The organism is Listeria monocytogenes (genome assembly GCF_900187225.1).
Lineage (GTDB): Bacteria > Bacillota > Bacilli > Lactobacillales > Listeriaceae > Listeria > Listeria monocytogenes.
The window spans coordinates 1,040,690-1,065,773 of record NZ_LT906436.1; the positions used below are offsets into that span (position 1 = coordinate 1,040,690).

Sequence of the window (25,084 nt, forward strand, 5' to 3'; positions counted from 1 at the left end):
GTCATTCAAAACTTTAGTTTAGTTATTTATCATAAAATAAACTAAAATAAAATATAAAATAATCTTTAATTTTATTGACTTGGTTTATAAAAAATACTATAATGCAAATAAAGAAAGCGATTACTGGTTGCTTTCTATGAGACTAAAATAATTACTAAACTAAAAAAGGTGGTTAGAAGATGGAGGCGATTAAAATTGGGTTTGCACCGACAAGGCGCAGTATATTTAGTGCGCCAGATGCAATCAAATATGCAAATCTCACACGAGATAAACTAAACGAACTAAATATTGAATTTGTGGACATTACAGAATTTAATGAAGATGGATTACTTTATGATGATGCAGATGTGATGAAAATTGCAGCAAAATTTAAAAAGGCTGGAATCCAAGGTTTGTTTTTACCACATACTAATTTTGGAACGGAATATGTTTGTGCAAGACTTGCTAAAGAGTTAGATGTACCAGTGTTGCTTTGGGGTCCGCGCGACGAACGTCCTGATGAAAATGGTATAAGACTTCGAGATACACAGTGCGGTTTATTTGCAACTGGAAAAATCTTACGTCGATTTCAAGTACCATTTACATATATGACAAATTGCCGTCTATCTGATCCAGAGTTTGAACGAGGAATTCGAGATTTCATTGCAGTTTGTAATACAGTAAAAACATTTCAAAACATGCGGATTTTACAAATTGGACCACGGCCATTCGATTTTTGGACAACGATGTGTAATGAAGGAGAGTTGCTAGAAAAATTTAATATTCAATTAGCTCCAATTCCGCTTCCAGAATTAATAAAAGAAATTCGTAGCGTATCTAGCGAACAAATAGAGGAAGTAGATGGAACCGTCGAATATTGTCACGGGTGTGCAATCGTTAAAATTAAAGAAGTTGACTTACGAATGGTTGCTGCTCTTAAAGTAGCAATGAAAAATTTAGCAACGAAATATGGTTGTAGTGCGATTGCCATCCAATGCTGGACAGCACTTCAAGATGAAATTGGTATTATGCCTTGCGCTGCAAACGCGATGCTCATTGATGAAGGAATTCCAGTTGTTTGTGAAACAGATATCCATGGAGCAATTTCTTGTTTATTAATCGAAGCGGCAAATTTAGGCAGAAATAAAAGCTTTTTCGCTGATTGGACTGTTAGACATCCAGATAATGAGAATGGTGAATTGCTACAACATTGTGGACTGTTTCCGTTTTCTGTTGCAAAAGATAAACCGGCAATTGGCTATCCGTTAGCGTTTGATTCACCTGGTGCAGTCGAAGCGGAAGCGAAAGGTGGCGAATTAACCTTATGTCGTTTTGATGGTGATAATGGCGAATATTCCTTGTTACTGGGTAAAGCGAGAGGTATTGAAGGACCATATACAAAAGGAACATATCTTTGGATTGAGGTAGACAATTTGAAACGATTAGAGGAAAAAATCGTTTCTGGACCATATATTCATCATGTTAGTGGCATCCATGCAGATGTGGTCCCAATTCTTTATGAAACATGCAAATACATTGGCATAAAGCCAGACCTCTATGATCCAATTGAAGAAGATATAAAAGCTTATTTACGCGGTGAATAGAGAAAGGAGTAAAAAATGAGTGAATTAAAGTTAAAATCGTTTGAAATTAGAAAAGATGTTCTAAAAATGATATACGATGCAAAAACGGGACATACTGGTTCAGATTTATCATGTGCGGATATTCTTGTGGCGCTTTACTATGGTGTGCTGAATGTTAATCCGGAAAATCCAGAAGCTTTAGACCGTGATCGCTATGTTCAAAGTAAAGGACACGCTGTCGAAGTTCTTTGGGCAGTTTTAGCAGATAAAGGATTTTTTGCAAAAGAGGAATTGGCTGATTTCTCCGCATTTGGCTCGCGTATAATCGGGCATCCAAATAATAAAGTAGCTGGAATTGAAATGAACACAGGTTCGCTCGGCCATGGTTTATCTGTTTCTGTGGGTATGGCATTAGCTGCTAAAATGGATGGGAAAAGTTATCACACCTATACACTCATGGGGGACGGGGAACTTGCAGAGGGGTCTGTCTGGGAAGGCGCAATGGCTGCAGCAAATTATAAATTAGATAATTTGACTGCGATTATTGATCGGAACTCCTTACAAATCTCCGGTCGAACAGAAGATGTAATGAGTGTAGAACCTTTGGCAGATAAGTGGCGCGCATTTGGTTGGGATGTTATCGAAGCTGATGGAAATAATCCGGATAAGCTACAAGCAATTTTTAAAACAGTTAATGAGACTGGAAAACCTCGTCTAATTATTGCGAAAACAATAAAAGGTTATGGTGTTAAAATGGCTGAAAATGTTGCTAAATGGCATCATTACGTACCAAGCAGTGAGGAATACGAAATAGCTATGAAAGATTTAGAGGAAAGAATGGAGGCGTGCCGTCATGAATAAAATAGCGAACCGCCAAGTAATGTGTGAAGTTTTAATGAAAGAAGCAACTCGTAACGATAGTAATTTAGTTGTTTTAACAAGTGATTCAAGAGGATCCGCTTCGCTGGGGGCTTTTGCTGAGAAATTTCCAGAGCGATTAATTGAAACTGGTATTGCCGAACAAAATATTGTTGGAATTGCAGCAGGTTTAGCACATAGTGGCAAACGAGCTTTTGTCGCTTCACCAGCTTGTTTTCTAAGTATGCGCAGTATTGAACAGGTGAAAGTAGACGTGGCTTATTCAGACACAAATGTAAAATTGATTGGCATCAGCGGTGGTGTTAGTTATGGTGCACTTGGTATGAGCCATCATTCGCTTCAAGATATTGCTGTTACTAGAGCGATTCCTAATTTAGAAGTCATTCTACCAGCTGATCGTCTGGAAACTGAAGCTATTTTTGACTATTTGCTTCAATCAAATCGGCCGGCGTACGTTCGTCTTGGCAGAAATGCGGTAGAAGATTGTTACGCAGAAAAACCAGTATTTCAAATTGGGAAAGCTGGAACTCTTAGGGAAGGAAACGATGTGTCAATTTTAGCAACTGGTGAAATGGTACGTGTCGCACTTGATGCAAGTGAAGAATTGAAGTTGAAAGGAATCAGCGCACGCGTATTGAATTTTTCAACAATCAAACCATTTGACCAAGAAGTAGTAAAAGCGGCATTAACTGAAACGAAACTACTTATTAGTATAGAAGAACATAGCATTTATGGTGGCTTAGGTGCAGCAGTGAGCGAAGTGGTAAGTAGTTCGCCAACAAGTATTCGTCATTTGATTTTAGGAATTCCAGATGAACCCGCTATCGCTGGAACGAGCCAAGAAATTTTTGATTATTATGGCTTATCTGCTACTGGTATTGTTGCTACAATCATGAAAAACCTACCGATCATTGGAGACGAAAGAAGATGAAGAAACACTATCAAATAGCCATTGATCAAAGCACATCTGGTACGAAAGTATTATTGTTTAAAGAAGGCAAACTTGTAGATCGTTTAGATAAAAAGCATCGACAGTTGTATCCAAAGAAAGGCTGGGTGGAACATAATCCCATCGAAATTTGTCAAAATGTCCGTACATTAATTGCGGACATCTTGACAAAACATGATTTAATTACAGCGGATATCGAGCGACTTGCTTTGACGAATCAACGGGAAACAATTGTAGCTTGGGATAAACAAACGGGGAAGCCACTTTATAATGCGATTGTATGGCAATGTAATCGAACAAAAGAAATTTGCGAAACGTTAAAAGAAGCTGGTTATGAAAAAAGAATTAAACAGCTTACCGGACTGAAAATTGATTCTTATTTTTCTGCTTCTAAAATGATGTGGTTATTGGAAAATATTTCAGCGGTGCGGGATGCAGCAAGTCGTAATCAATTGGCATTTGGCACAATGGATGCTTGGTTGTTATTTTCGCTTACGGATGATAGTAATTATTTCACAGACCGAACAAATGCTAGCCGCACACTCCTTTATGATATTGAAAAAAATGATTGGTCAGATGAGTTACTCGAACTTTTCGGAGTCAAACGTGCTTATTTACCAGAAGTGAAACAATCTGCTGGAAGTTTTGGAAGTTATCAGGAGATACCGATTCATAGTGTGATGGCTGATTCAGAAGCGGCACTTTATGGACAAGGCTGTGATACATTTGGGGCAGTGAAGGCGACGCTTGGGACAGGATGCTCTGTTATGATGCAAATTGGTGAGAACAGATTACCTGAAAACGATGCTATTTTGACAACTCTTGCCTGGGATGTTGCAGGCGTGAACCAGTTTGCGTTAGAAGGAATTATTCGTTCTTGTGGAGACACATTGGTTTTTTTATCCGAACAATTAGAACTATTTAATGATTACGATACAGCTTGTAAGCGAGCATTTCAATTACCATGCAATGAGGGTGTTGTGCTAATTCCTGGACAATTAGGTTTAGGCGCCCCTTATTGGAATACAGATATACGAGCAGAGATTCTCGGTCTCACACGAGAACATACAAAATGGCATATTATTCGTGCCGGTTTTACAAGTATTGCATTTCAAATTAAGGCTGTTATTGACCAAATGGAGTTAATGATAGGTCAAAATATTAAGCGCTTACAAGTAGACGGTGGATTAACAAAGCAACATGAGTTGATGCAATATTTAGCAGATGTTTTAAAAGCAGAAGTGGCAGTCAGTCCCGCGGAAGAACTTTCGGCAATTGGTGCTATTGAAATTGCCGACAATAACCTACAAAATAAGAGAACGATAGCAAAATTGTACCAACCAAGTATCACTCATACACATGCTCTGGAAGATTTTCAAGAATGGGAAAAACAAGTGAAAAGCAGTATTCTAAAAATACAGAAGGTGAGGAATTTTAAATGAATAATTCGGATCTTGCAAAAGAGGTTGTAAAGCTTGTTGGTGGAAAAGAAAACATTTTGAGTGTGATTCACTGTGTGACACGACTACGGTTTAAGTTACGTGATGAAAATCTAGCAGAAACAGAAAAAATCAAAGCCTTAAAAGGTGTTATGACGGTTGTGAAAAGTGGTGGACAATACCAAGTGGTTATTGGTGATCATGTGAGTTATGTTTATGATGAGGTCATTCGAGTATTAGGTATTAAACCAGATGATGCACTGCAAGATAATCCTGAACAAGAACACAAAAGTATTTTTAATAAGTTTGTTGAATTAATTTCTGGAATTTTTATGCCAGTACTGGGTCTATTGGCAGCTTCAGGTATTTTGAAAGGATTCCTGACAGCGGCAGTTACAATGGGACTAATTAATACCTCAGCTGGTGTTTACGAAGTTCTTTACGCGGCAAGTGATGCCCTCTTTTACTTTATGCCAATTATACTTGGGTTTTCAGCAGGGAAAGTATTTAAAACGAATCAATATCTTTCTGCTGCGGTTGGTGCAGCACTTGTTTACCCGACGCTTGTTGATATGTATAGCAGCGGAGCTCATTTAACATTTCTACATATCCCTGTAATTTTAATGAATTATACAATGTCTGTTATTCCTGTTATTTTAGCTATTTACTTTATGAGCAAACTGGAAAAAGTATTAGTGAAATTTATTCCGAAAAGTTTACAATTGATTTTTGTTCCTCTATTATTACTTTTAATTGTGGTGCCTGTGTCTCTAATTATCATCGGACCTGTTTCAACGTATGCTAGCCAACTACTTGCAAAAGGAGCATTGGGGCTTTATTCGCTTAGCCCGATGATTGCAGGGTTCTTCCTGGCTGGGGTTTGGCAAGTGGCTGTCATGTTCGGATTGCACTGGGCATTTATCCCGATTTTCATTAATAATATTTCTGTTTTAGGGTATGATCCAATTAATGCAATGCTTTATTGTACTGTATTCGCGCAAACTGGCGCGGTTATGGCAGTAATGCTCAAAACTCGAAACCAAGAATTGCGTTCCCTTTCTATAACAGCAACTATTTCTGGGTTTTTAGGAATCACGGAACCAGCGATTTATGGAGTAAACTTGCCGTATAAAAAACCATTTATTATGGCTTGCGTAGGATCAGCATTTGGTGGGGCAATTGCAGGTATGAGTGCTGCAAAAATGTTTGGAGGTTTCGCTTCTGGTGGGATTTTTGGTATTCCGATGTTCATTAATCCAGATGGAATAGGCTGGGATTTTTGGGGATTCTTAATTTCTCTAGTAGTAGCATTCAGTGTAGCATTGATTTTAACTTATTTCTTTGGATTTAAAGATAAAGTAGAGGAAGTAGTAATTCAAACAGGAGAAAAAGCTACATTAGATGAAACTATTTATAGCCCACTTCAAGGGGAATTGATTGCATTAAATGATGTGAAAGATGAAGTTTTCTCTGCTGGTATAATGGGAGCAGGAGTAGCGATTCTTCCAGCGAGTGGCGAGATTCGTGCTCCATTTGATGGAACAGTACTTAGTGTTTTCCAAACCAAGCATGCGATAGGGTTGATTTCCAAACAAGGAGTCGAGTTGTTAATTCATGTTGGACTTGATACAGTTAATCTAAATGGTCAATTTTTTGATATTGAAGTAAGCGAATCAGAAGAAATAAAAAAAGGTGATTTATTAGGAACATTTGAATTGGATACAATAAAAAAAGCCGGCTATGATATTACAACACCTATTATTGTAACTAATAGTGCTACACTCGCCGATGTTATTACAGTAAACCTTGGAAAACACGTAGACAATAACCAAAAGATTTTAGAAGCAAAGGCTTAATATAGAAAGGGTGAAAAAAATGTTAAAACAAAGTGCAGATAAGCGCCGGATTGAGAAAAATGATAAACCTTTTTTCTACCTTGCAGATACTGTTTGGAGTGCGTTTACGAATATTGATTTAACAGATTGGGCCTACTATTTAAAAGTCCGAAAAGAGCAGGGGTTTAATGTACTGCAAATCAATATTTTGCCACAATGGGATCGAAGTGTACTAAAAAAAATTCAAGAGCCGTTTGGTATAAATGAAGGTTTTTTCGATTTAAAAGCTAAAAATGAAGCCTACTTTAAACATGCAGAAAAGATGTTAGAAATGGCAGTGAATCAAGGTTTTACTCCAGCGCTTGTTTTGCTTTGGTGTAATTATATTCCGGAGACGTGGGGGGCGAAATTTGGTACTTCACCACTGTTTCGAAAAGAAGACATTAAACCCTATACAGAAATGATGTTGGAACATTTCGAGCAATTCGAACCAATTTATATCATTAGTGGGGACACGGATTTTCCAACGGAAACTGTAACAGATTATTATTTGGAAGCTTTAGAAACCGTTTCTAAAAAAGCGCCACACGCACTTAAAGTTTTGCATATTTGTGGTCGATTAAAAGATATTCCGGAAAATCTGCAAACACATCCAGCACTTGATTTGTATTTTTATCAATCTGGACATAATTCGGAGCACCAATCAATGGCGTATACGTTGGCAGAACACTTTAGTCAGTTAGAGCCAATCAAGCCAGTTATTAATTCAGAACCGTGTTACGAATTAATGGGATATAGTCGACAAAAATATGGTCGTTTTAGCCGAGAAGATGTACGAAAAGCAGCTTGGCAAAGTGTCTTATCTGGTGCTATAGCTGGTATTTCTTATGGGGCACATGGCATTTGGAGTTGGCATGAAGAAGGAAGTACATTTGGATCAGCTCTAGGTGAAGGATTTGTTTCTCCATTTAATTGGCGACAAGCACTTCATTTTGAAGGAGCTACAGATTATGCATTTCTAAAATCCTTTATTCTGGCTAATGACTTAACAACACTGGCACCAATAAATCTAGTTTTAAATCAAACTCCAGAAATTCGAGCAGCGGAGACCGAAAAAGTAGTTATCATTTATGTGCCATCAAATGTCCCAATTTATTTGAAAGGGCAATTTGTTTCTTTGGATGACTATGCAATTGATTTGGAGCAAGGTAAAAAGGTTAGCCTCACAAAAATACTTCATGAAGAAAAAACAGAAATTCAGATGACTCCTTTTTTGAAAGATAGCTTATATGTAATTCACAAATAAATTCCAATTTCTTTCTGGAAAAAATAATTTTGTTTACCAATAAAAACTAAAGCGAGACCACTATTTCAGCGTGGCCTCGCTTTTGGCTTTTACAGAAGTTTGTTCTAATTTTTGCTTAACGAATTTAAGTTGTGCGACGATTATTATACTAATAATAACAAGTAAATACCAACTCGTAATTTTTGAAACGTGCACTGGACGCCATGCAACTAGCTGGTCTGGATAAGACCAAGCTCCGTAAAAACTAGCAATGTTCTCCGCAAGATAGATGAAAAAAGCAATGCATAAAAAGGAAAAAGATAAAGGCATTTTGAGCTGAGTCGAACTAACTTTGAAATAAACATATGTCTTTCGGAATAAAACGAGAACTAAAACAATCAAAATCCAGCGAAAATCCATTATAAAATGATGCGTGAAAAAATTAGCGTAAATCGCTATGCAAAGGCTACTTACTAACCAGATATTTGGCCAATTTGTCATTTTAAGATCAAATCTTTTCCAAGCCTGGCAAATATAACTGGCGACACTTGCATACATAAAACCGCTATAAAGGGGCACACCGAGAATTTTCATGAAACCAGGCTCTGGATAACTCCATGAACCCATATGTACTTTATAAATTTCGAGCCCAAGCCCGATAATATGAAAAACCATAATTACTTTCAGTTCATCCCACGTTTCTAAACCAAATTTTATAAGTAGAATTTGAGTTACAAGGCAAATAATTAAAAGTAAGTCGTAGCGCGCAATAAAAGGAATATCAATCAATTTTGTAAGCGCGAGCGAAATAAATATAATACCTGGAAAAATACAACAAAGTGCTTGCTTCCAAGTAAACGCCCAAAGTAAGCGGAAAAATTGCATAAAAAAACCTCTTCTCATGATTTTCTCTAGTTTACCAAAAAAAACTAAAGAAAAGGACAAGAAAAGGTTAAAAAAGTTCATTTTGTCGATTGATATTTCTAAAAGGAGCTTCATCTTCAAAAGCTAATGGCTTGGTATCGAGTTTTTCAAGTAAAGCTCTGACACGATGTTGCTCGTCTTGCAATAATTTATGTAGTGTTTCTCGTGAGTAGGGGATATTGGCGACCAAATAATGATTTGCTTGCTCCGTTTTAGCAAAATGATTAGGGTAATCAGCTAGTTGTCCAATTTCTTTTGGAGTCAAAAAAGGCATATCAACAGGAAGTACTAGGAAATTAGCTTTCTGATAAGTCGCTGCTTCTACCATCACCGCATAAATGCCTCCGAGCGGTCCAAATTCCCTGAATGCAGTTTGATCTGGAATGATTTCAATGCTTGGTTCTGCATCAAAAAGAGCCGCGAGTTTTGAATGATTTTCATGATTTGCCGATACAAATACCATATCGCAAAGCGGCAGCAACTTACTAACCGTTAGCTCGACCCACGTTTTTCCAGTTGCCTCATCCTGAAAAAATGCTTTTGATTCCCTGAAGCGGCTTGAAAGACCACCAGCTAAAACGATACCAACATTAACTTTTTCGTTTTTCAAGGCGTCCCTCTCGCATAACTAAAATTTCTTCGGTCATCATTTCTGCTTCCGAGGCATAATGCGTGACAAAAATAACGGGAATATGGAAGTCTTTGGCCATTTGACCAACTAATTTCATACAAATCAAACGCGTTTCTTCATCTAAACCATTGAAAGGTTCATCCAGTAAAAGTAATTTTGGCTCCGTAATCATTGCCCGAGCCATCGCAACACGTTGTTTCTCGCCACCAGATAATTTCTGAACGGAAGAATAAAGCAGGTGAGAAATTTGTAGATAATCACTCATTTTTCGTACTTGTTGCTGAATTTCCGCCTGTTCTTTTTTCTTCTTTTTCTTCACTTTCAAGCCAAAAGCAATATTTTCATAGACATTCATATTTGGGAATAGAGCTAAATTCTGAAATAAATAACCTACTTTGCGCTCTGTCACAGGAAGATGTAACGAAATATTGGAATCATCCCACGGAGTCCCGTCAAATTCAATAATGCCGCCGTCAATACTTTTCAAGCCACTAACGCACTGAAATAGAGTTGACTTGCCTGAACCACTTGCACCCATCATCGCGGTTACTGGCTTTTCAAACGTATAATCAATATTTAAATCATGAAAAGGAAGTTTTTTATGAAATTGTAATCGTAGCATAATTACATCCCCCTCGTTAAATTACTCTGGCGTATAGTTAATACATGAATGACAAGTAAAGCAAACACGCCGATAATGACGTTAATTAACCCAAGATAAATCGCAGTACGCATGTCTCCTTGTTGCACCATAAAATAGATGCTTGAAGCAATGGTGTCGGTCTTGCCTTCAATATAACCAGCCACCATCAAACTTGCGCCAAACTCACCCATCGCCCGACAAAAACTAAGCAGAACCCCTGCTAAAATTGGTTGCCAGCAATTCGGTAAAATAATTTTTGTGAAAATCTGTTTTTTATTCGCTGAAAGAGTCTCTGCTGCCCATACAAGTTCGTGATCAATTGATAAAAATGCTGATTTCAAGCCTTGATACATAATTGGTAAAATAATAATCGTTGTTGCAACAATTGCTCCACTAAGGGAAAAAATAAAGCTGAAATCAAAAGTATCCCAAAGCACGCCACCAATAAAATCATTGCGGCCGAGGATATTCAGTAAAACTAAACCAACCACCGTTGGCGGTAAAACAAGCGGAAGTAAAATTAAAATCTCCACTGGTAACTGAAAACGTGATTTTCGACCGGCAAAATAATAACTCAGTGGTAACATCGTCATAAATGCGAGAAACGTAGAAATTGTGGCTACAAGTAATGTATGCCAAACAGATGTAAACATAAATCTCCTCCTGAACCCTCTAGTACTTCTATTATTATCGTTCTCTCTGGTATAAAATGTCAAACTTAAGTACAATGTAACTAAATAAAAAAGGGGGATGAAGAATGAAAAAAATAGTACTTATTATATGTTGTGGATTATTACTACTTCTCGGAGCTTGCGAGGATACGCCTGAGAAAGTCCAAACAACGACTATACATATTTCAGCAGCAGCAAGTTTAAAAGATTCGATAGACGACGTAAAACCACTTTTTGAAAAAGCCAATCCAACGATTAAATTATCTTTTGATTTTGGTGGTTCTGGGCAAATTCGCGAACGTGTCGAAAGCGGTGCACCAATTGACGGCGTCCTTTTAGCGAGTAAAAAAGATGCGGATACACTGATTAAGCAAAATTTAGCAGAAAAAACGAAAGAATTTGCGGGAAATGAACTCGTTCTAATTGAACCTAAAAACGTGGATCAGAAGACAGAGGCGAACTTAGAACAATTACTTAATGATGCATCCAAAATCGCCATCGGGGACCCAGAATCAGTACCAGCAGGTGCTTATGCCAAACAAACGCTCGAAAACCTAAATCTATATAATGCAGAAAAAGCAAAGCTCGTTCTTGCAACCGATGTTCGTCAAGTCTTATCCTACGTGGAAGCCGGAAATGCAGATGCAGGCTTCGTTTACCAGACAGATGCTCTATTAAGCAAGAAAGTACAAGTGAAGGCAAAAATCGATGAGAAACTCCATGATCCAATCGCTTACTACAGCGCACAAGTCAGTGATTCAGATAAAAAAGAAGAAACCGCTACATTTCTTGATTTTATGAATAAATCAGAAGCGCAAAAAATACTGGAAAAATACGGATTCAAAGCAGCAAACTAATGAGAAGTCGCTTTACTTTTTAAAACAAGCAAACTCCTGTATATTGGTACTAAAGAAAACGCATACATTTATTGTGAAAGGGAAGTGCGCCCAAATGATTGAAAAAAGAAATACCATTAGAATGGAACAAGCGAGAGAAGTATTATGTAACCAAATAACGCATCTTCCAGTAGAAAAGAAACATGTGACAGAGGCGTTAAATCAAGTTTTACAAGAACCTATTTTCGCGCCGTTTCCTGCTCCATATTTTAGGCGTTCTGGTTATGATGGCTTTGCGATTACTGAGGTGGATGACGGGAATTATCCTATCACCTTGCGCGTTGTAGCAGAAGTTCCGTGTGGAGAAACATACGATAAACCGCTAAAACCTGGTGAAACCGTCCGAATAATGACTGGGGCAAAAGTGCCAGATAATGCCTCGAAAATTATTATGCTTGAACAATCAAGAGAAGCGGATAACGAGAATGAAATCATACTTATAAATACACAAAAATCTAGTAACATTACAGAAATCGGTACGGAGTTTGCCAAAGGAGATTTGCTGTTAGATCGTGGACACATTTTAAATGCCGGTTCGATAAGTTTACTGTCATCCTTTGGAATTCAAGAAGTACAAGTCATCAGAAAGCCAAAAGTAGCTATTTTATCCACAGGTAGTGAACTTGTTCCTGCTGGAAATCCACTTCCAGATGGCAAAATTTTTAATAGTAATCAACCGTTACTGGAGAATTTACTAAAAGTACATCATGCCGAGATTTGCGCTGCCGAACAATTACCTGATAATTATGAGGACACGAAAAACCGTTTACTAGAATTGACTAAGATAGCGGACTTAATAGTTACTACGGGAGGTGTTTCTGTAGGTGATTTTGACTACATGGCTGATATTGCAAAACAAGAAGCAGAATTACTTTTTAATAAAATTCAAATGCGACCAGGCAGTCCAACAACAGGGATGTGGTTGGATAAAACGCTTATCATCGCGCTTTCTGGCAATCCAGGGGCATGCTTTACAGGTTTTTACTTATTAGTAGAACCAGTATTAACTACCTTAATGGGGAAAGATACAACTGAGACGACTCAAGTCCGTGCAAAAATGGCGAGCGATTACACTAAAAATAATGGCTATGATCGTTTTTTACGAGGAACCTATCGTTTGTCTGACGAAGGGGAATATTTGGTTGAGTTGGTTGGTAGCGACATGTCGAGTGCGCTCGGTAATCTTCATTTAACAACCTGTTTATTCAAAATCCCACGAGGGCAAGTAGGGAAATTAAAAGGAGAAGAGGTCGAAGCATGGCTGCTATACTCCAAATAATCGGTTTTAAAAATAGCGGGAAAACAACTTTACTAAATGCATTAATTCGCGCTAGTCGGAAGGAAAACTACACAGTATCTGCCATCAAACACGATGCCCATGATTTTTCTGTAGATCACGCGGGAACGGATTCCTACTCGTTTCAAGAAAGTGGTGCAGAAGCTGTTGTTATCGCGAATTCGAGACAATATGCTGTGATGGAACAAACCGGTATCGATTTAAAAACAGCCATTCAAAAGTTGCCAGAATCAGATATCGTTCTTATAGAAGGCTACAAAGAAGGTCCTTTTCCTAAAATTATTTTGGTTCGCGAACAGGCAGAAATCAAACTTTTAAATAATAGTAAAGCTGTCCATAAAATTGCGACACATAATCCAGCGCTAAAAAAAGAAGCGATTTTTATTGGAGAAGAAAATGCTTTAAACCTTTTTGCAGAAACGTTAATCAAGGAGTTTTTAAAATGAGATATGTAGCCTTACAACATGAAAAAATTGAAATTGGCCCACTTTCTGAAAAACTAATCAATAAAAATCACGGTGGGACTAATCTTTTTGTTGGTACAATTCGAGAATGGACTGGTGATATCCAAACAGAAGAAATTCGTTACACATCCTACGAAGAAATGGCGCTCAAAGAACTAAACAAGTTGGCTACAGAGGTAGAAGCGAAGTGGGGAGCAGATGTTGTCATCGTCCACAGACTAGGACTTTTACAAATAACGGATGTCGCTGTGGTCATCGGTGTATCAACACCACACAGAGCCGCTTGCTACGAGGGATCCAGATATATTATTGAACGTTTAAAAGAACGGGTACCTATATGGAAAGAAGAAAAAGATGTCGATAAAACAAGGTGGGGTGGCATAGATGCTAACAACAGTTAAATTTTTCGCTTTTTTAGCTGAAAAGACACATAAAACCGAAGTAAAATTGAATTTGCAGCAGTGCCAGACAGTTGGCGAGGTTCGAGAAGTTATTAGTAGTGAATTTCCTGAAATAGCCGTTGATTTGGCAACATGTATGCTAGCTGTGAATATGGAATTTCAACAAGATCAAGACCTTTTACCAGAAGAAATAACCGAAATCGCAGTCATTCCGCCAGTAAGCGGTGGATAAGGAGGGTAATAGATGGAAAAAGATGATTTAACGCATTTTAACGATGAAAAACGCGCAAAAATGGTAGATGTTACAAGCAAATCTGAAACAAAACGCCGTGCAATCGCTAGCGCTACGATACATATGAATGAAGAAACCTTAGCGCGTATTCATGCTGGTAAAATTGCTAAAGGAGATGTTTTGGCCGTTGCGCAAGTTGCTGGAATCATGGCGGCTAAAAAAACAAGCGAACTAATTCCAATGTGCCATCCGATTATGACGACAAAAGCTGATATTTCTTTTGAAGATGATGGGAAAACTGCGCTAACTATCACATCTGAAGTCGTAACCGTTGGAAAGACGGGCGTAGAAATGGAAGCACTCACGGCAGTAACCATTGCCGCTCTAACCATTTATGATATGTGCAAAGCAATGGATAAAGGCATGCGCATCGAAAAAACCTATTTAGTTGAGAAAACTGGCGGGAAAAGCGGGACATTTAAAGCAGAAGCGTAACTATTTTGTAGGATAGGAGTTTTGTTTTATGCAATTATTAAAGGATAAATTTGGGCGGGTACACGATTATATTCGTATTTCAGTAACAGATCGGTGTAATTTAAGGTGTGTGTATTGTATGCCCGAAGAAGGCCTGACATTTTTGCCCCATGAAAAAGTACTATCCAAAGATGAAATTGTCAGTTTTATGGAATTAATGGTGAAATTCGGCATCAAAAAAGTACGCATCACTGGTGGAGAGCCATTACTTAGGACCGATATTGTGGAAATTGTTCGCGGGCTTGGAGCAATTCCTGAAATAGAAGATATTTCGATTACAACCAATGCTATGTATTTGGCGAAAAAAGCCGAAGCGCTGAAGGAGGCGGGGCTCACACGTGTAAACATCAGCTTAGATTCCCTTCACGCAGATCGTTTTAAAGCAATTACACGAGGCGGTCGTTTGCAAAAAGTACTCGATGGCATTCAAAAAGCAGAAGAAGTTGGATTGTTTCCAATTAAGCTTAATGTCGTCCTAATTAAAGGACAAAATGATGACGAAATAACGGATTTCCTTCGATTTACAAAAGATAAAGATATTAATATTCGTTTCATTGAATATATGCCAATTGGTCATGCTGGTACGAGTTGGAAAGAAAAATATTTGCCGCTGGATACAATTTTTGAGGCTTGTAATGAAGCTGGTTATGAGTATGAACCAGTGGACTCAATTCGTGGAAATGGCCCCTCCGAAAATTTCCGTATTAAAGGAGCGAAAGGGACGTTTGGTGTGATTCACCCGGTTAGCGCTCATTTTTGTGATAGTTGCAACCGACTCAGACTTACCGCAGATGGTTATATTAAAGCGTGTTTATACTGGGATGAAGAAATGAATATTCGCCCATTTATCCAAGATCCAGTCAAATTAATGCAACTGGTGCAAAAAGCAATTGATAATAAGCCTGAAAATCATGAAATGGCATTAAAATTACAAGATGAAGTACAATCTAATAAACCAACTTGGCGGCGTATGAGTCAAATTGGAGGATAAATAAAACATCCGGTCGCATGTGCGGCCGGATGTTTTATTTTTGTCGTTCTGCTATTAAATGAGGTAATTCTGGGATAATCAATTTTTGAACCGCGAGCTGGCAAGCATTACTTGATCCAGGCAACGCAAAAAGCAGTAAGCCGCTTTCTGAAAAGCCAGCGAATGCACGAGACACCATGGCACGACTGCCAACTTCTTCGTAACTGAGCATCCTGAAAATTTCACCAAACCCAGGGATTTCTTGCTGAATCGTTGCGAATAATGCTTCATATGTAACATCGCGCCTAGCAATGCCGGTACCACCATTTGTGATAAGACAAAAGGACCCATTAGCTGCTAACTCGTTTATTTTTTGCTTAATGAGCGTAACATCATCAGGAACGACAACCCGTGAAATTACCTCATGCCCAGATGTTTCTAAGGCAGATTGAATCAGTTGACCACTAGTATCCGTATCCAAATTCCTTGTATCACTAATCGTCAAAATACTACAAGTCACCTTAATAAATGTCTTTTGTTCCATAACTGCCTCCTTTAGTTAAAAAATAAATGATATATTTTCTTAGCTTCTGCTATATTTTCTGATCCATGAAGTAACACACGCCCATTTTTAAAAATAACAAATTGAAACTTTTCGTATTGGAAACTGAGTAAAGCGGGGTTTTCATTATAAATAATTTTTTGTTCCGTCAGCAGTAGTTTAATCTCGCGGTAATTACTTTTATTTGGTAAACGAAATTGTACTGTATCACGCCCGCAAAGAGTAACCGTTTGCCCGGAAAAAGGAACTTCTGAAACCATTTTTCCAGGTGCGCAACTAGAGCAATCGGGACGTTTTTTGACTTCGATAGTTTGGAAAGAAAAGTGCCAATTATCTAGTTGGTAGTAGGTATTTGCTTTGAAATCAGGGTTGATAATCATTTGAGTAAGTAGGGAAACTTGCATGCCGGCGACGATTGGAATCAGCGCACCATCAACGCCAATAATATCGCAACTTGCTGCGTTGGTTTGGGGAATATCACCAAGTAAACAGTGTAAACAAGCAGAGTCAGGCGGAATAATTGGCATGAGATTCGCGTAATTTCCAGCACACGAGGTGAAAATCCACGGAATTTGATGGCTGAAACAAAACTGATTTAAAAAGTCGCGCGTCATAAAATTATCTGTACAATCGAGTATGTAATCAATTGTCCCAACATAAGGCGTTAAACTCGTTACGTTCGCATCATCTACAATATATTCGATTGTAATATCGCTATTAATGAGTTGTAAAGCTTTAGATGCCGCATACGATTTTGCTTGCTTGTCTAACGCATCTTGTTCCGTGAAAAGCGATTGGCGTTGCAAATTACTTAGCTCCACATAGTCACGGTCAATTAAAATTAACTTTCCAAAGCCCATTCGCGCACAAATTTCTGCGGCATATGACCCAATCGCCCCAACTCCAACAATCAAAATCGTTTTCGTAAGTAATTTTTCTTGACCATCTTTTCCAATATTTTTAACGCGCATCTGTCTATCATAACGTTCCAAGTTTCCACCTTCTTTCCAATCTTATTTTACCAGATAATTGCATAAAGCGCTTACTTGCAAGGCTTAAGTTTATTGTTGAATTCCTGTTACGACATCTTTATAATGAAAGAAAAAACTAGAGGTGCTAACTATGAAACAGCGTGTAGAAACAGAAAAATTTTATCCAGCTTATCCAGTTTTTGTATTAACGTATTTGAATGAGATTGGAGAACCGCAAATGTCAACGGGATCATCATCATACACATTAGGAGATAGTATCGTTATCGGCGTGTCAGCAGAAAGTAATGCGGGCAAACACTTGCATGCTGGCCAAAAATTCGCAGTAAATTTTCCAAATACAGAGCAGTTAGGATTAATTGAACAAGGGGGATTCTCGTCGGGAAAGCGTAACGATAAAATAAAAGTTCATCAAATCGAATTAACCAAAAGTGATAGCGGGGGAGTAGCTTATATAGATGTGTGTCCGATTGTTCTCGAATGCACCGTGATTCAAACAGTTTCTGACATGGACTATCATACAATCTTTGCTAAAATTGACTCGCGATTATTTGAAAAAAATTTAGTGGATTCAGAGGGTCATTTTATTCACGAAGAACTTGATTTAGTGCTATTCTCAGGCGATGCAAATGAACGTAAATTCAGACAGTTGGATGCAAAAATAGAAACAATTGGTGGCCATTCATAAAGACAAAAATCCCCACAGGATCTTAATTCCTGCGGGGATTTATTCAATTTAACCAAATACGTCCACATCTGGTGGCAAGTAAGATGGATTTTCTTTATTAATATGATCATAAAACATAATACCATTTAAATGATCGATTTCGTGTTGAATAACAATCGCTGGATAACCTTTGAAGCGTAATTTGAGCGGTGTACCATTTTCGTCAAAGGCATCAATGGTTACACGTTCACTTCGGACCACATAACCTGGAACTTCACGGTCAACAGAAAGACAACCTTCGCCACCAGAAAGACAAGCTTGCTGCACAGAATGGCTACGAATTTTGGGATTATAAAGCACATAACTATAAAGACGATCTTTTTCATCATGTACATGAATAGCTAGGAAACGTTTAGTCACAGCAAGTTGTGGAGCTGCAATTCCAACGCCACCACGCAACCCGTATTTTTCTGCTAAATCTTCATCTTGACTGTTAATCAGAAATTCGAGCATATCGCGTCCTAATTTTTTTTCTTCATCTGAAAGCGGGAAAGTCACTTCTGTCGCAACTTCTCGAAGTGCTGGATGACCTTCTCGTACAATATCGTCCATTGTAAGCATGATTTGATTCTCTCCTGTTCTTTAATAACTTATCTTTATTTTAACAAAAGAACGAAAAAAAAGGAATGAAAGATTACCAGGCTCGAAAAAAAGAGTGTTTTAATAGGTCTAAAGGCATATTTGTTAAAAAAGATAAAGTTTTAAAAGCGAACAATAACTATTATTTTTTAAAAAATGTTCGTTTAAACTAAACGAAGAAAAAATTTATATGTTTGTGAATTCACAAACTATCGATATTTGCTGTTTGAAAGTTTGAAATAGGTGTGATAATGCGAGAGTTGCAATATTATATAACAGTTTTTATCTGTTTCATCTTTTTTTAATACAGAACGGGAAAGCGAATGATTTAAGTAATAATGCCATTGTAAGCGATAAAACAAATAGAGATTAACTTATTGACTTCATAATCTTGGTAGTGTAAATTAAGAGAGAAGATTAGTGTATTAATAAAATTCTTGTTTTCGAGTAAAACAGAAATAACATTTTAAATAAAAGGAAAGTTCCTGTTTTTTATGAAACATTGTGAAAGAATGAAAGTTTTTTCACATACTCTCTTAAAACCCATGTTTTCAATGAGGAATTTGTGGTAATAACTGGAGAGGCTACGTAATTAGTTAATAGGAATTTAGAAAAAAGCTTCCGGAATCTGCTTCTTTCTATAGAATAACTTTTCTTTTTACTACGCTATTATAATTAATACACAATCAGGATGGCAGTTTTAAAAGAAACCATCTAGTAAGGTAAATGACCGGACGAGCGTTACATAAAACGCATACCTAACTAATGAAGAATTTGAAACTGTACAATGTGAATGACGAAAGGGTGGATACGAAATGGCTTCTAAAACAAAGAAGGCTATTATCGACGTAAAGAAACAATTTGAGGCTGTTCATAAACAATTTGAATTGGTTCAAATTTTGAATGAAAAAGGAGAAATCGTTAATCCAGATTTAATGCCGGATTTAACAGATGATCAATTAGTAGAATTAATGACTCGTATGGTTTGGACTCGTGTACTTGACCAACGTTCTATCTCACTTAACCGTCAAGGACGTCTAGGTTTCTACGCTCCAACTGCTGGACAAGAAGCTTCCCAACTTGCAAGTCACTATGCACTTGAAAAACATGACTATATTCTTCCAGGATACCGTGATGTGCCTCAACTTATCTGGCACGGACTTCCACTTACAAAAGCGTTCTTGTTCTCTCGTGGACACTTTGTAGGTAACCAATTCCCTGAAGATTTAAATGTATTATCACCACAAATCATCATCGGTGCACAAATCGTGCAAGCTGCCGGTGTTGCTCTAGGTCTTAAAAAACGTAAAAAAGATGCTGTTGTAATCACTTATACAGGTGATGGCGGTTCTTCCCAAGGTGACTTCTATGAAGGAATGAACTTTGCGGGTGCTTACCATGCTCCAGCGATTTTCGTAGTACAAAACAACAAATTCGCGATTTCTACACCTCGTGAAAAACAATCTGCTGCTGAAACATTAGCTCAAAAAGCAGTTGCAGCCGGAATCCCAGGCGTACAAGTAGACGGAATGGATCCACTTGCAGTATATGCTGTAACTAAATTCGCTCGTGAACGTGCAGTTGCTGGTGAAGGCCCAACTCTAATCGAAACAATGACTTACCGTTATGGTCCACATACACTTTCTGGTGATGATCCAACTCGTTACCGTACAAAAGAACTTGATGGTGAATGGGAACTTAAAGATCCAATCGTTCGCTTCCGTACTTTCTTAGAAGGTAAAGGCCTTTGGAACGAAGAAAAAGAAAATGCTGTTATCGATCAAGCAAAAGAAGAAATCAAAGTAGCAATTAAAGAAGCAGACGCTACACCAAAACAAACAGTGACTGATCTTCTTAAAAATATGTACGAAACACCAACTGCTCCTATCAAAGAGCAACTGGCAATCTATGAAGCGAAGGAGTCGAAATAATCATGGCGCAAAAAACAATGATTCAAGCGATTACAGATGCGCTTGCAGTAGAACTTGAAAAAGACGAAAACGTATTAGTTTTTGGGGAAGACGTTGGTAAAAACGGCGGCGTATTCCGTGCAACAGAAGGATTACAAGAAAAATTTGGCGAAGATCGTGTATTCGATACTCCTTTAGCAGAATCCGGTATTGGCGGTCTTGCTATCGGTCTTGCACTTGAAGGTTTCCGTCCGGTTCCAGAGATTCAATTCTTCGGTTTCGTATTTGAAGTAATGGATTCCGTTGCTGGTCAAATGGCTCGTATGCGTTACCGTACAGGCGGAACTCGTAATGCTCCAATCACAATTCGCGCACCATTTGGTGGCGGCGTTCATACACCGGAAATGCATGCGGATAACTTAGAAGGCTTAATGGCGCAATCTCCTGGCTTAAAAGTGGTAATTCCATCTACTCCATACGATGCAAAAGGTCTTTTAATCTCAGCAATTCGTGATAACGATCCTGTTATTTTCTTAGAGCATATGAAATTATATCGTTCTTTCCGTGAAGAAGTTCCAGAAGGCGAATACACAGTAGAAATTGGTAAAGCAGCTGTTCGTCGTGAAGGTACTGATGTTTCTATCATCACTTACGGTGCGATGGTGCAAGAATCAATGAAAGCAGCAGAAGCTCTTGAAAAAGATGGCGTATCTGTAGAGGTTATCGATTTACGTACAATTAGCCCAATTGATGTGGAAACAATCATTGCTTCCGTTAAGAAAACAAACCGTGCTGTTGTAGTTCAAGAAGCGCAAAAACAAGCAGGTATTGCAGCTAATATCGTTGCAGAAATTAACGATCATGCAATCCTTTCTCTAGAAGCTCCAGTTATGCGAGTTGCTGCTCCAGATAGCGTATTCCCGTTCTCTCAAGCAGAAACAGTTTGGTTACCAAATCATAACGATATTATCGAACGTGTAAAAGAAGTTATCGCATTTTAATTCATAATGACCGTTTTAAAACTTATGGGGAGTTTTAGAAGGGGAAAGAAATATTTTTATACTAAGGTTCAGTTTATCTGAACCTTAGAAATTACAGGAGGCTTAATAAAATGGCATATTCATTTAAATTACCGGATATCGGTGAAGGTATCCATGAAGGTGAAATCGTTAAATGGTTTGTACAACCAGGCGATAAAATTGAAGAAGATGAATCCCTATTTGAAGTACAAAACGACAAATCAGTGGAAGAAATCACTTCTCCAGTTTCAGGAACAATTAAAGAAATCAAAGTTGCTGAAGGTACAGTTGCTACAGTTGGACAAGTACTAGTAACGTTTGATGGCGTAGAAGGTCACGAAGACGACGCCGAAGAAGAAAGCGCAGCACCAAAAGCAGAATCCACAGAATCAACTCCTGCACCCGCACAAGCTAGCGGAAAAGGAATTTTTGAATTCAAATTACCAGATATTGGTGAAGGAATTCATGAAGGTGAAATTGTTAAATGGTTTATTCAACCGGGCGATAAAGTAGAAGAAGATCAGTCCATTTTTGAAGTACAAAACGACAAATCTGTCGAAGAAATTACTTCTCCAGTAGATGGTACTGTTAAAGATATTTTAGTTAGCGAAGGAACAGTAGCAACAGTTGGTCAAGTATTAGTAACATTCGAAGGTGATTTTGAAGGAGAAGCAAGCCATGAATCTACTCCAGAATCTCCAGCAGAAGACGCTGCACTTGCTAACAACGATGCAACTTCCGCACCAGCAACAGGTGGAAACGGAACTCCATCATCTAAAAAAGATCCTAATGGCCTTGTAATTGCAATGCCTTCTGTACGTAAATATGCGCGTGAAAAAGGCGTTAATATCGCTGAAGTAGCAGGCTCTGGAAAAAATAACCGCGTAGTTAAAGCTGATATTGATGCTTTCCTAAACGGCGAACAACCAGCTGCAGCAACAACTACTGCTCAAACAGAAGAAAAAGCAGCTGCACCAAAAGCAGAAAAAGCAGCAGCAAAACAACCAGTTGCAAGCTCCGATGCTTACCCAGAAACACGCGAAAAATTAACACCAACTCGTCGTGCGATTGCAAAAGCAATGGTAAACTCAAAACATACAGCTCCACACGTTACTTTAATGGACGAAATCGAAGTAACTGCACTTATGGCTCACCGCAAACGTTTCAAAGAAGTGGCTGCCGAAAAAGGTATCAAACTTACTTTCTTACCTTACATGGTGAAAGCTCTTGTTGCAACGCTTCGTGACTTCCCAGTGCTTAACACAACTTTAGATGATGCGACAGAAGAACTTGTTTACAAACATTACTTCAACGTTGGTATCGCAGCAGATACAGACCACGGTTTATATGTACCAGTAATTAAAAATGCTGATAAAAAATCGGTATTCCAAATTTCTGATGAAATCAACGAACTAGCTGGAAAAGCACGTGATGGTAAATTAACTGCTGACGAAATGCGCCACGGTTCCGCAACTATTTCTAATATCGGTTCTGCCGGCGGACAATGGTTCACTCCAGTAATTAATTACCCAGAAGTTGCTATTCTAGGTGTTGGTCGCATTGCTCAAAAACCTATCGTAAAAGATGGCGAAATTGTAGCAGCACCAGTACTAGCTCTTTCCTTGAGCTTTGACCACCGTGTAATTGACGGCGCAACTGCTCAAAAAGCAATGAACAATATTAAACGTTTATTAAACGATCCAGAATTATTACTAATGGAGGTGTAACAAAATGGTAGTAGGCGATTTTCCAGAAGAAAGAGACACCATAGTCATCGGTGCAGGCCCAGGTGGGTATGTAGCCGCAATCCGAGCTGCACAACTCGGACAGAAAGTTACCATTATTGAAAAAGAATATTACGGCGGTGTGTGCTTAAACGTGGGATGTATTCCTTCCAAAGCACTTATCACAATCGGTCACCGTTTTAAAGAAGCTGGACACTCTGATAACATGGGTATTACAGCGGACAACGTGAACTTAGATTTCACAAAAGCACAAGAATGGAAAGGCGGCGTAGTTAACAAGCTTACATCAGGTGTTAAAGGCCTTCTTAAGAAAAATAAAGTAGAAATGTTAGAAGGAGAAGCGTTCTTCGTGGATGATCATTCCTTACGTGTGATTCACCCTGATTCCGCTCAAACTTATACATTCAATAACGTTATCATTGCAACAGGATCTCGTCCAATCGAAATCCCAGGTTTCAAATATGGTAAACGTGTATTAAGCTCAACTGGTGCACTTGCACTAACAGAAGTTCCGAAAAAATTAGTCGTAATTGGCGGCGGATATATCGGAACAGAACTAGGTGGAGCATTCGCTAACCTTGGTACAGAACTAACTATCCTTGAGGGTGGTCCAGAAATCTTACCAACATACGAAAAAGACATGGTTTCCCTAGTTAAACGTAATCTGAAAAGCAAAAACGTTGAAATGGTTACTAAAGCACTTGCAAAATCTGCTGAAGAAACTGAAAACGGCGTTAAAGTAACGTATGAAGCTAACGGTGAAACAAAAACTATCGAAGCTGATTATGTTTTAGTAACAGTAGGTCGTCGTCCAAATACAGACGAAATCGGTTTAGAACAAGCTGGCGTTAAAGTAACAGAACGCGGTTTAGTAGAAGTTGATAAACAAGGTCGCTCGAACGTTTCTAACATTTTCGCAATTGGTGACATCGTTCCTGGTGTTCCTCTAGCTCACAAAGCTAGCTATGAAGCAAAAATCGCTGCTGAAGCAATTGCTGGCGAAAAATCCGAAAACGATTATACAGCACTTCCAGCTGTCGTTTTCAGTGATCCAGAACTTGCTACAGTTGGTTTAACAGAAAAAGAAGCAAAAGAAAAAGGCTTTGATGTAAAAGCTGCTAAATTCCCATTCGGTGGTAACGGTCGTGCGCTTTCTTTAGATGCACCAGAAGGATTTGTTCGTCTAGTTACTCGTAAAGAAGATGGCCTAGTTATCGGCGCACAAGTTGCCGGAATGAACGCTTCTGATATTATTTCAGAAATCGGCTTAGCAATCGAATCAGGCATTACAGCAGAAGACATCGCGCTTACTATCCACGCTCACCCATCACTAGGAGAGCTTACAATGGAAGCAGCCGAACTTGCTTTAGGTCGCCCAATTCATATGTAATCAACACGAAGCGGAGATACTCTTTTTTGGGTATCTCCGCTTTTAAATATAGAAATAAGTGCGCATTTTCACAAAAACACTTTTTAGTTCATTTTTTGAATTATTTAAAGTATCCGTTTTAGAAAAAAAGGAGTATAATGTAACAAGTGAACGTAAAAAGTCAAATCTAATTGAATCAGGTGAAAAAATGGAGAAACAAACAGCAACTTGGAAGAAAGCTCTATTTTGGTTTGCGTATGTAGTAGCAGGAATTTGTTTTGTATTGACAATCGTAGCCTTTGGAGTAGGTTTCTTTCATCATATGCATGATACAGGTGGATGGCGCTCGGTTATTCAAATTCTCGAAACACCAATCACTGGCTTTGTCAAAATGACTGGTGGCTATATCGGTAAAGGGATTTTAGAAGTAATTATTCTGATTATCGTTAGTTATGTACTACCAATCTTCTTCTGTTTTGCAACGCATTATTTAAAAGTGAAACGACGTGAAATGACTTAAAATAAGATTATTTTGTAAAAAGCAAAGCGAATGAGCATTGCTTTTTATTTAT

The 25,084-nt window shown here is 38.2% G+C and carries 26 protein-coding genes; 19 read left to right on the forward strand and 7 right to left on the reverse strand.

Annotation, left to right across the window (positions count from 1 at the left end):
• Positions 1-179 precede the first annotated feature (179 nt).
• From CKV70_RS05310 to CKV70_RS05335, 6 genes are read left to right on the forward strand one after another with little or no spacing between them, the layout of a single operon-like run.
• Entirely contained in the window at positions 180-1,583 is a 1,404-nt protein-coding gene (locus tag CKV70_RS05310) for an L-fucose/L-arabinose isomerase family protein (RefSeq protein ID WP_014600707.1), read from the forward strand.
• 15 nt (positions 1,584-1,598) lie between these two features.
• Positions 1,599-2,423: a transketolase gene (locus CKV70_RS05315; RefSeq protein ID WP_003722656.1), complete on the forward strand. Its 825-nt coding sequence runs from the start codon at positions 1,599-1,601 to the stop codon at positions 2,421-2,423.
• Positions 2,416-3,372 (forward strand): transketolase family protein, encoded by a 957-nt coding sequence (locus CKV70_RS05320; RefSeq protein ID WP_003732677.1) that lies wholly within the window; start codon positions 2,416-2,418, stop codon positions 3,370-3,372. The genes CKV70_RS05315 and CKV70_RS05320 overlap by 8 nt, the downstream gene beginning before the upstream one ends.
• Entirely contained in the window at positions 3,369-4,832 is a 1,464-nt protein-coding gene (locus CKV70_RS05325) for an FGGY-family carbohydrate kinase (protein WP_010989644.1), read from the forward strand. Before CKV70_RS05320 ends, CKV70_RS05325 begins: the two co-directional genes overlap by 4 nt.
• On the forward strand, positions 4,829-6,685 hold the full coding sequence (locus CKV70_RS05330) for a PTS beta-glucoside transporter subunit IIBCA (protein WP_010989645.1): 1,857 nt from the start codon (positions 4,829-4,831) through the stop codon (positions 6,683-6,685). Before CKV70_RS05325 ends, CKV70_RS05330 begins: the two co-directional genes overlap by 4 nt.
• Positions 6,686-6,704: 19 nt before the next feature.
• On the forward strand, positions 6,705-7,970 hold the full coding sequence (locus CKV70_RS05335; protein WP_003722660.1) for a glycoside hydrolase family 140 protein: 1,266 nt from the start codon (positions 6,705-6,707) through the stop codon (positions 7,968-7,970).
• Positions 7,971-8,030: 60 nt separating this feature from the next.
• Here the strand turns inward: CKV70_RS05335 and CKV70_RS05340 are convergent, their stop codons facing one another.
• The 4 genes from CKV70_RS05340 to CKV70_RS05355 all read right to left on the reverse strand — a co-directional run bounded on the left by CKV70_RS05340 (position 8,031) and on the right by CKV70_RS05355 (position 10,800).
• Complete coding sequence (locus CKV70_RS05340; RefSeq protein ID WP_014600708.1) at positions 8,031-8,834, reverse strand: DUF817 domain-containing protein; 804 nt, start codon at positions 8,832-8,834, stop codon at positions 8,031-8,033.
• 67 nt (positions 8,835-8,901) lie between these two features.
• A complete protein-coding gene (locus CKV70_RS05345) occupies positions 8,902-9,483 on the reverse strand; it encodes a molybdenum cofactor guanylyltransferase (protein WP_014600709.1) in 582 nt (193 codons plus the stop codon).
• Positions 9,464-10,126, reverse strand: a complete 663-nt coding sequence (locus CKV70_RS05350; protein ID WP_003722664.1) for an ATP-binding cassette domain-containing protein — start codon at positions 10,124-10,126, stop codon at positions 9,464-9,466. Before CKV70_RS05350 ends, CKV70_RS05345 begins: the two co-directional genes overlap by 20 nt.
• Before the next feature lie 2 nt (positions 10,127-10,128).
• Positions 10,129-10,800, reverse strand: a complete 672-nt coding sequence (locus CKV70_RS05355) for a molybdate ABC transporter permease subunit (protein ID WP_003722665.1) — start codon at positions 10,798-10,800, stop codon at positions 10,129-10,131.
• A gap of 104 nt (positions 10,801-10,904) precedes the next feature.
• On the opposite strand from CKV70_RS05355, the gene modA reads away from it, so the two are divergent.
• The 7 genes from modA (at position 10,905) to moaA (ending at position 15,633) form a co-directional block, all read left to right on the forward strand.
• Positions 10,905-11,675 carry a molybdate ABC transporter substrate-binding protein gene (modA, locus tag CKV70_RS05360; protein ID WP_003732684.1) on the forward strand — a complete coding sequence of 257 codons (771 nt, stop codon included), beginning with the start codon at positions 10,905-10,907 and terminating at the stop codon, positions 11,673-11,675.
• A 94-nt stretch (positions 11,676-11,769) separates the two neighbouring features.
• On the forward strand, positions 11,770-12,993 hold the full coding sequence (locus CKV70_RS05365) for a molybdopterin molybdotransferase MoeA (protein ID WP_003722667.1): 1,224 nt from the start codon (positions 11,770-11,772) through the stop codon (positions 12,991-12,993).
• The gene (gene mobB / locus CKV70_RS05370; protein ID WP_014930873.1) at positions 12,972-13,457 is read left to right on the forward strand and encodes a molybdopterin-guanine dinucleotide biosynthesis protein B; all 486 of its coding nucleotides are present in this window, start codon (positions 12,972-12,974) and stop codon (positions 13,455-13,457) included. The genes CKV70_RS05365 and mobB overlap by 22 nt, the downstream gene beginning before the upstream one ends.
• The gene (locus CKV70_RS05375) at positions 13,454-13,876 is read left to right on the forward strand and encodes a molybdenum cofactor biosynthesis protein MoaE (protein ID WP_014600711.1); all 423 of its coding nucleotides are present in this window, start codon (positions 13,454-13,456) and stop codon (positions 13,874-13,876) included. The genes mobB and CKV70_RS05375 overlap by 4 nt, the downstream gene beginning before the upstream one ends.
• The gene (gene moaD, locus CKV70_RS05380; protein ID WP_003730106.1) at positions 13,860-14,108 is read left to right on the forward strand and encodes a molybdopterin converting factor subunit 1; all 249 of its coding nucleotides are present in this window, start codon (positions 13,860-13,862) and stop codon (positions 14,106-14,108) included. Before CKV70_RS05375 ends, moaD begins: the two co-directional genes overlap by 17 nt.
• A 12-nt stretch (positions 14,109-14,120) precedes the next feature.
• Entirely contained in the window at positions 14,121-14,603 is a 483-nt protein-coding gene (gene moaC, locus CKV70_RS05385; RefSeq protein ID WP_003722672.1) for a cyclic pyranopterin monophosphate synthase MoaC, read from the forward strand.
• Between the two features lie 28 nt (positions 14,604-14,631).
• Positions 14,632-15,633 (forward strand): GTP 3',8-cyclase MoaA, encoded by a 1,002-nt coding sequence (gene moaA, locus CKV70_RS05390; protein ID WP_003722673.1) that lies wholly within the window; start codon positions 14,632-14,634, stop codon positions 15,631-15,633.
• Positions 15,634-15,667: 34 nt separating this feature from the next.
• Here moaA and CKV70_RS05395 read toward each other — a convergent pair whose 3' ends face one another.
• Together CKV70_RS05395 and CKV70_RS05400 are read right to left on the reverse strand one after the other, a co-directional pair.
• Positions 15,668-16,156 carry a MogA/MoaB family molybdenum cofactor biosynthesis protein gene (locus tag CKV70_RS05395; RefSeq protein WP_014600712.1) on the reverse strand — a complete coding sequence of 163 codons (489 nt, stop codon included), beginning with the start codon at positions 16,154-16,156 and terminating at the stop codon, positions 15,668-15,670.
• 11 nt (positions 16,157-16,167) lie between these two features.
• Positions 16,168-17,166 (reverse strand): ThiF family adenylyltransferase, encoded by a 999-nt coding sequence (locus tag CKV70_RS05400; RefSeq protein WP_003722675.1) that lies wholly within the window; start codon positions 17,164-17,166, stop codon positions 16,168-16,170.
• A gap of 130 nt (positions 17,167-17,296) precedes the next feature.
• Here CKV70_RS05400 and CKV70_RS05405 point away from each other — a divergent pair, with 130 nt between their 5' ends.
• The gene (locus tag CKV70_RS05405; protein ID WP_010989650.1) at positions 17,297-17,851 is read left to right on the forward strand and encodes a flavin reductase family protein; all 555 of its coding nucleotides are present in this window, start codon (positions 17,297-17,299) and stop codon (positions 17,849-17,851) included.
• Between the two features lie 48 nt (positions 17,852-17,899).
• Here CKV70_RS05405 and def read toward each other — a convergent pair whose 3' ends face one another.
• Positions 17,900-18,451 (reverse strand): peptide deformylase, encoded by a 552-nt coding sequence (gene def / locus CKV70_RS05410; RefSeq protein ID WP_003722677.1) that lies wholly within the window; start codon positions 18,449-18,451, stop codon positions 17,900-17,902.
• An 833-nt stretch (positions 18,452-19,284) separates the two neighbouring features.
• Between def and pdhA the strand changes: the two genes are divergently transcribed.
• The 5 genes from pdhA (at position 19,285) to CKV70_RS05435 (ending at position 25,032) form a co-directional block, all read left to right on the forward strand.
• Positions 19,285-20,400: a pyruvate dehydrogenase (acetyl-transferring) E1 component subunit alpha gene (gene pdhA, locus CKV70_RS05415; RefSeq protein WP_003722679.1), complete on the forward strand. Its 1,116-nt coding sequence runs from the start codon at positions 19,285-19,287 to the stop codon at positions 20,398-20,400.
• A gap of 2 nt (positions 20,401-20,402) precedes the next feature.
• A complete protein-coding gene (locus tag CKV70_RS05420; RefSeq protein WP_009931056.1) occupies positions 20,403-21,380 on the forward strand; it encodes an alpha-ketoacid dehydrogenase subunit beta in 978 nt (325 codons plus the stop codon).
• 110 nt (positions 21,381-21,490) lie between these two features.
• A complete protein-coding gene (locus CKV70_RS05425; RefSeq protein WP_003722681.1) occupies positions 21,491-23,125 on the forward strand; it encodes a dihydrolipoyllysine-residue acetyltransferase in 1,635 nt (544 codons plus the stop codon).
• A gap of 4 nt (positions 23,126-23,129) precedes the next feature.
• A complete protein-coding gene (gene lpdA, locus CKV70_RS05430; protein ID WP_003722682.1) occupies positions 23,130-24,533 on the forward strand; it encodes a dihydrolipoyl dehydrogenase in 1,404 nt (467 codons plus the stop codon).
• Between the two features lie 187 nt (positions 24,534-24,720).
• On the forward strand, positions 24,721-25,032 hold the full coding sequence (locus CKV70_RS05435) for a hypothetical protein (protein WP_003732693.1): 312 nt from the start codon (positions 24,721-24,723) through the stop codon (positions 25,030-25,032).
• The last annotated feature ends 52 nt before the right edge of the window (positions 25,033-25,084 follow it).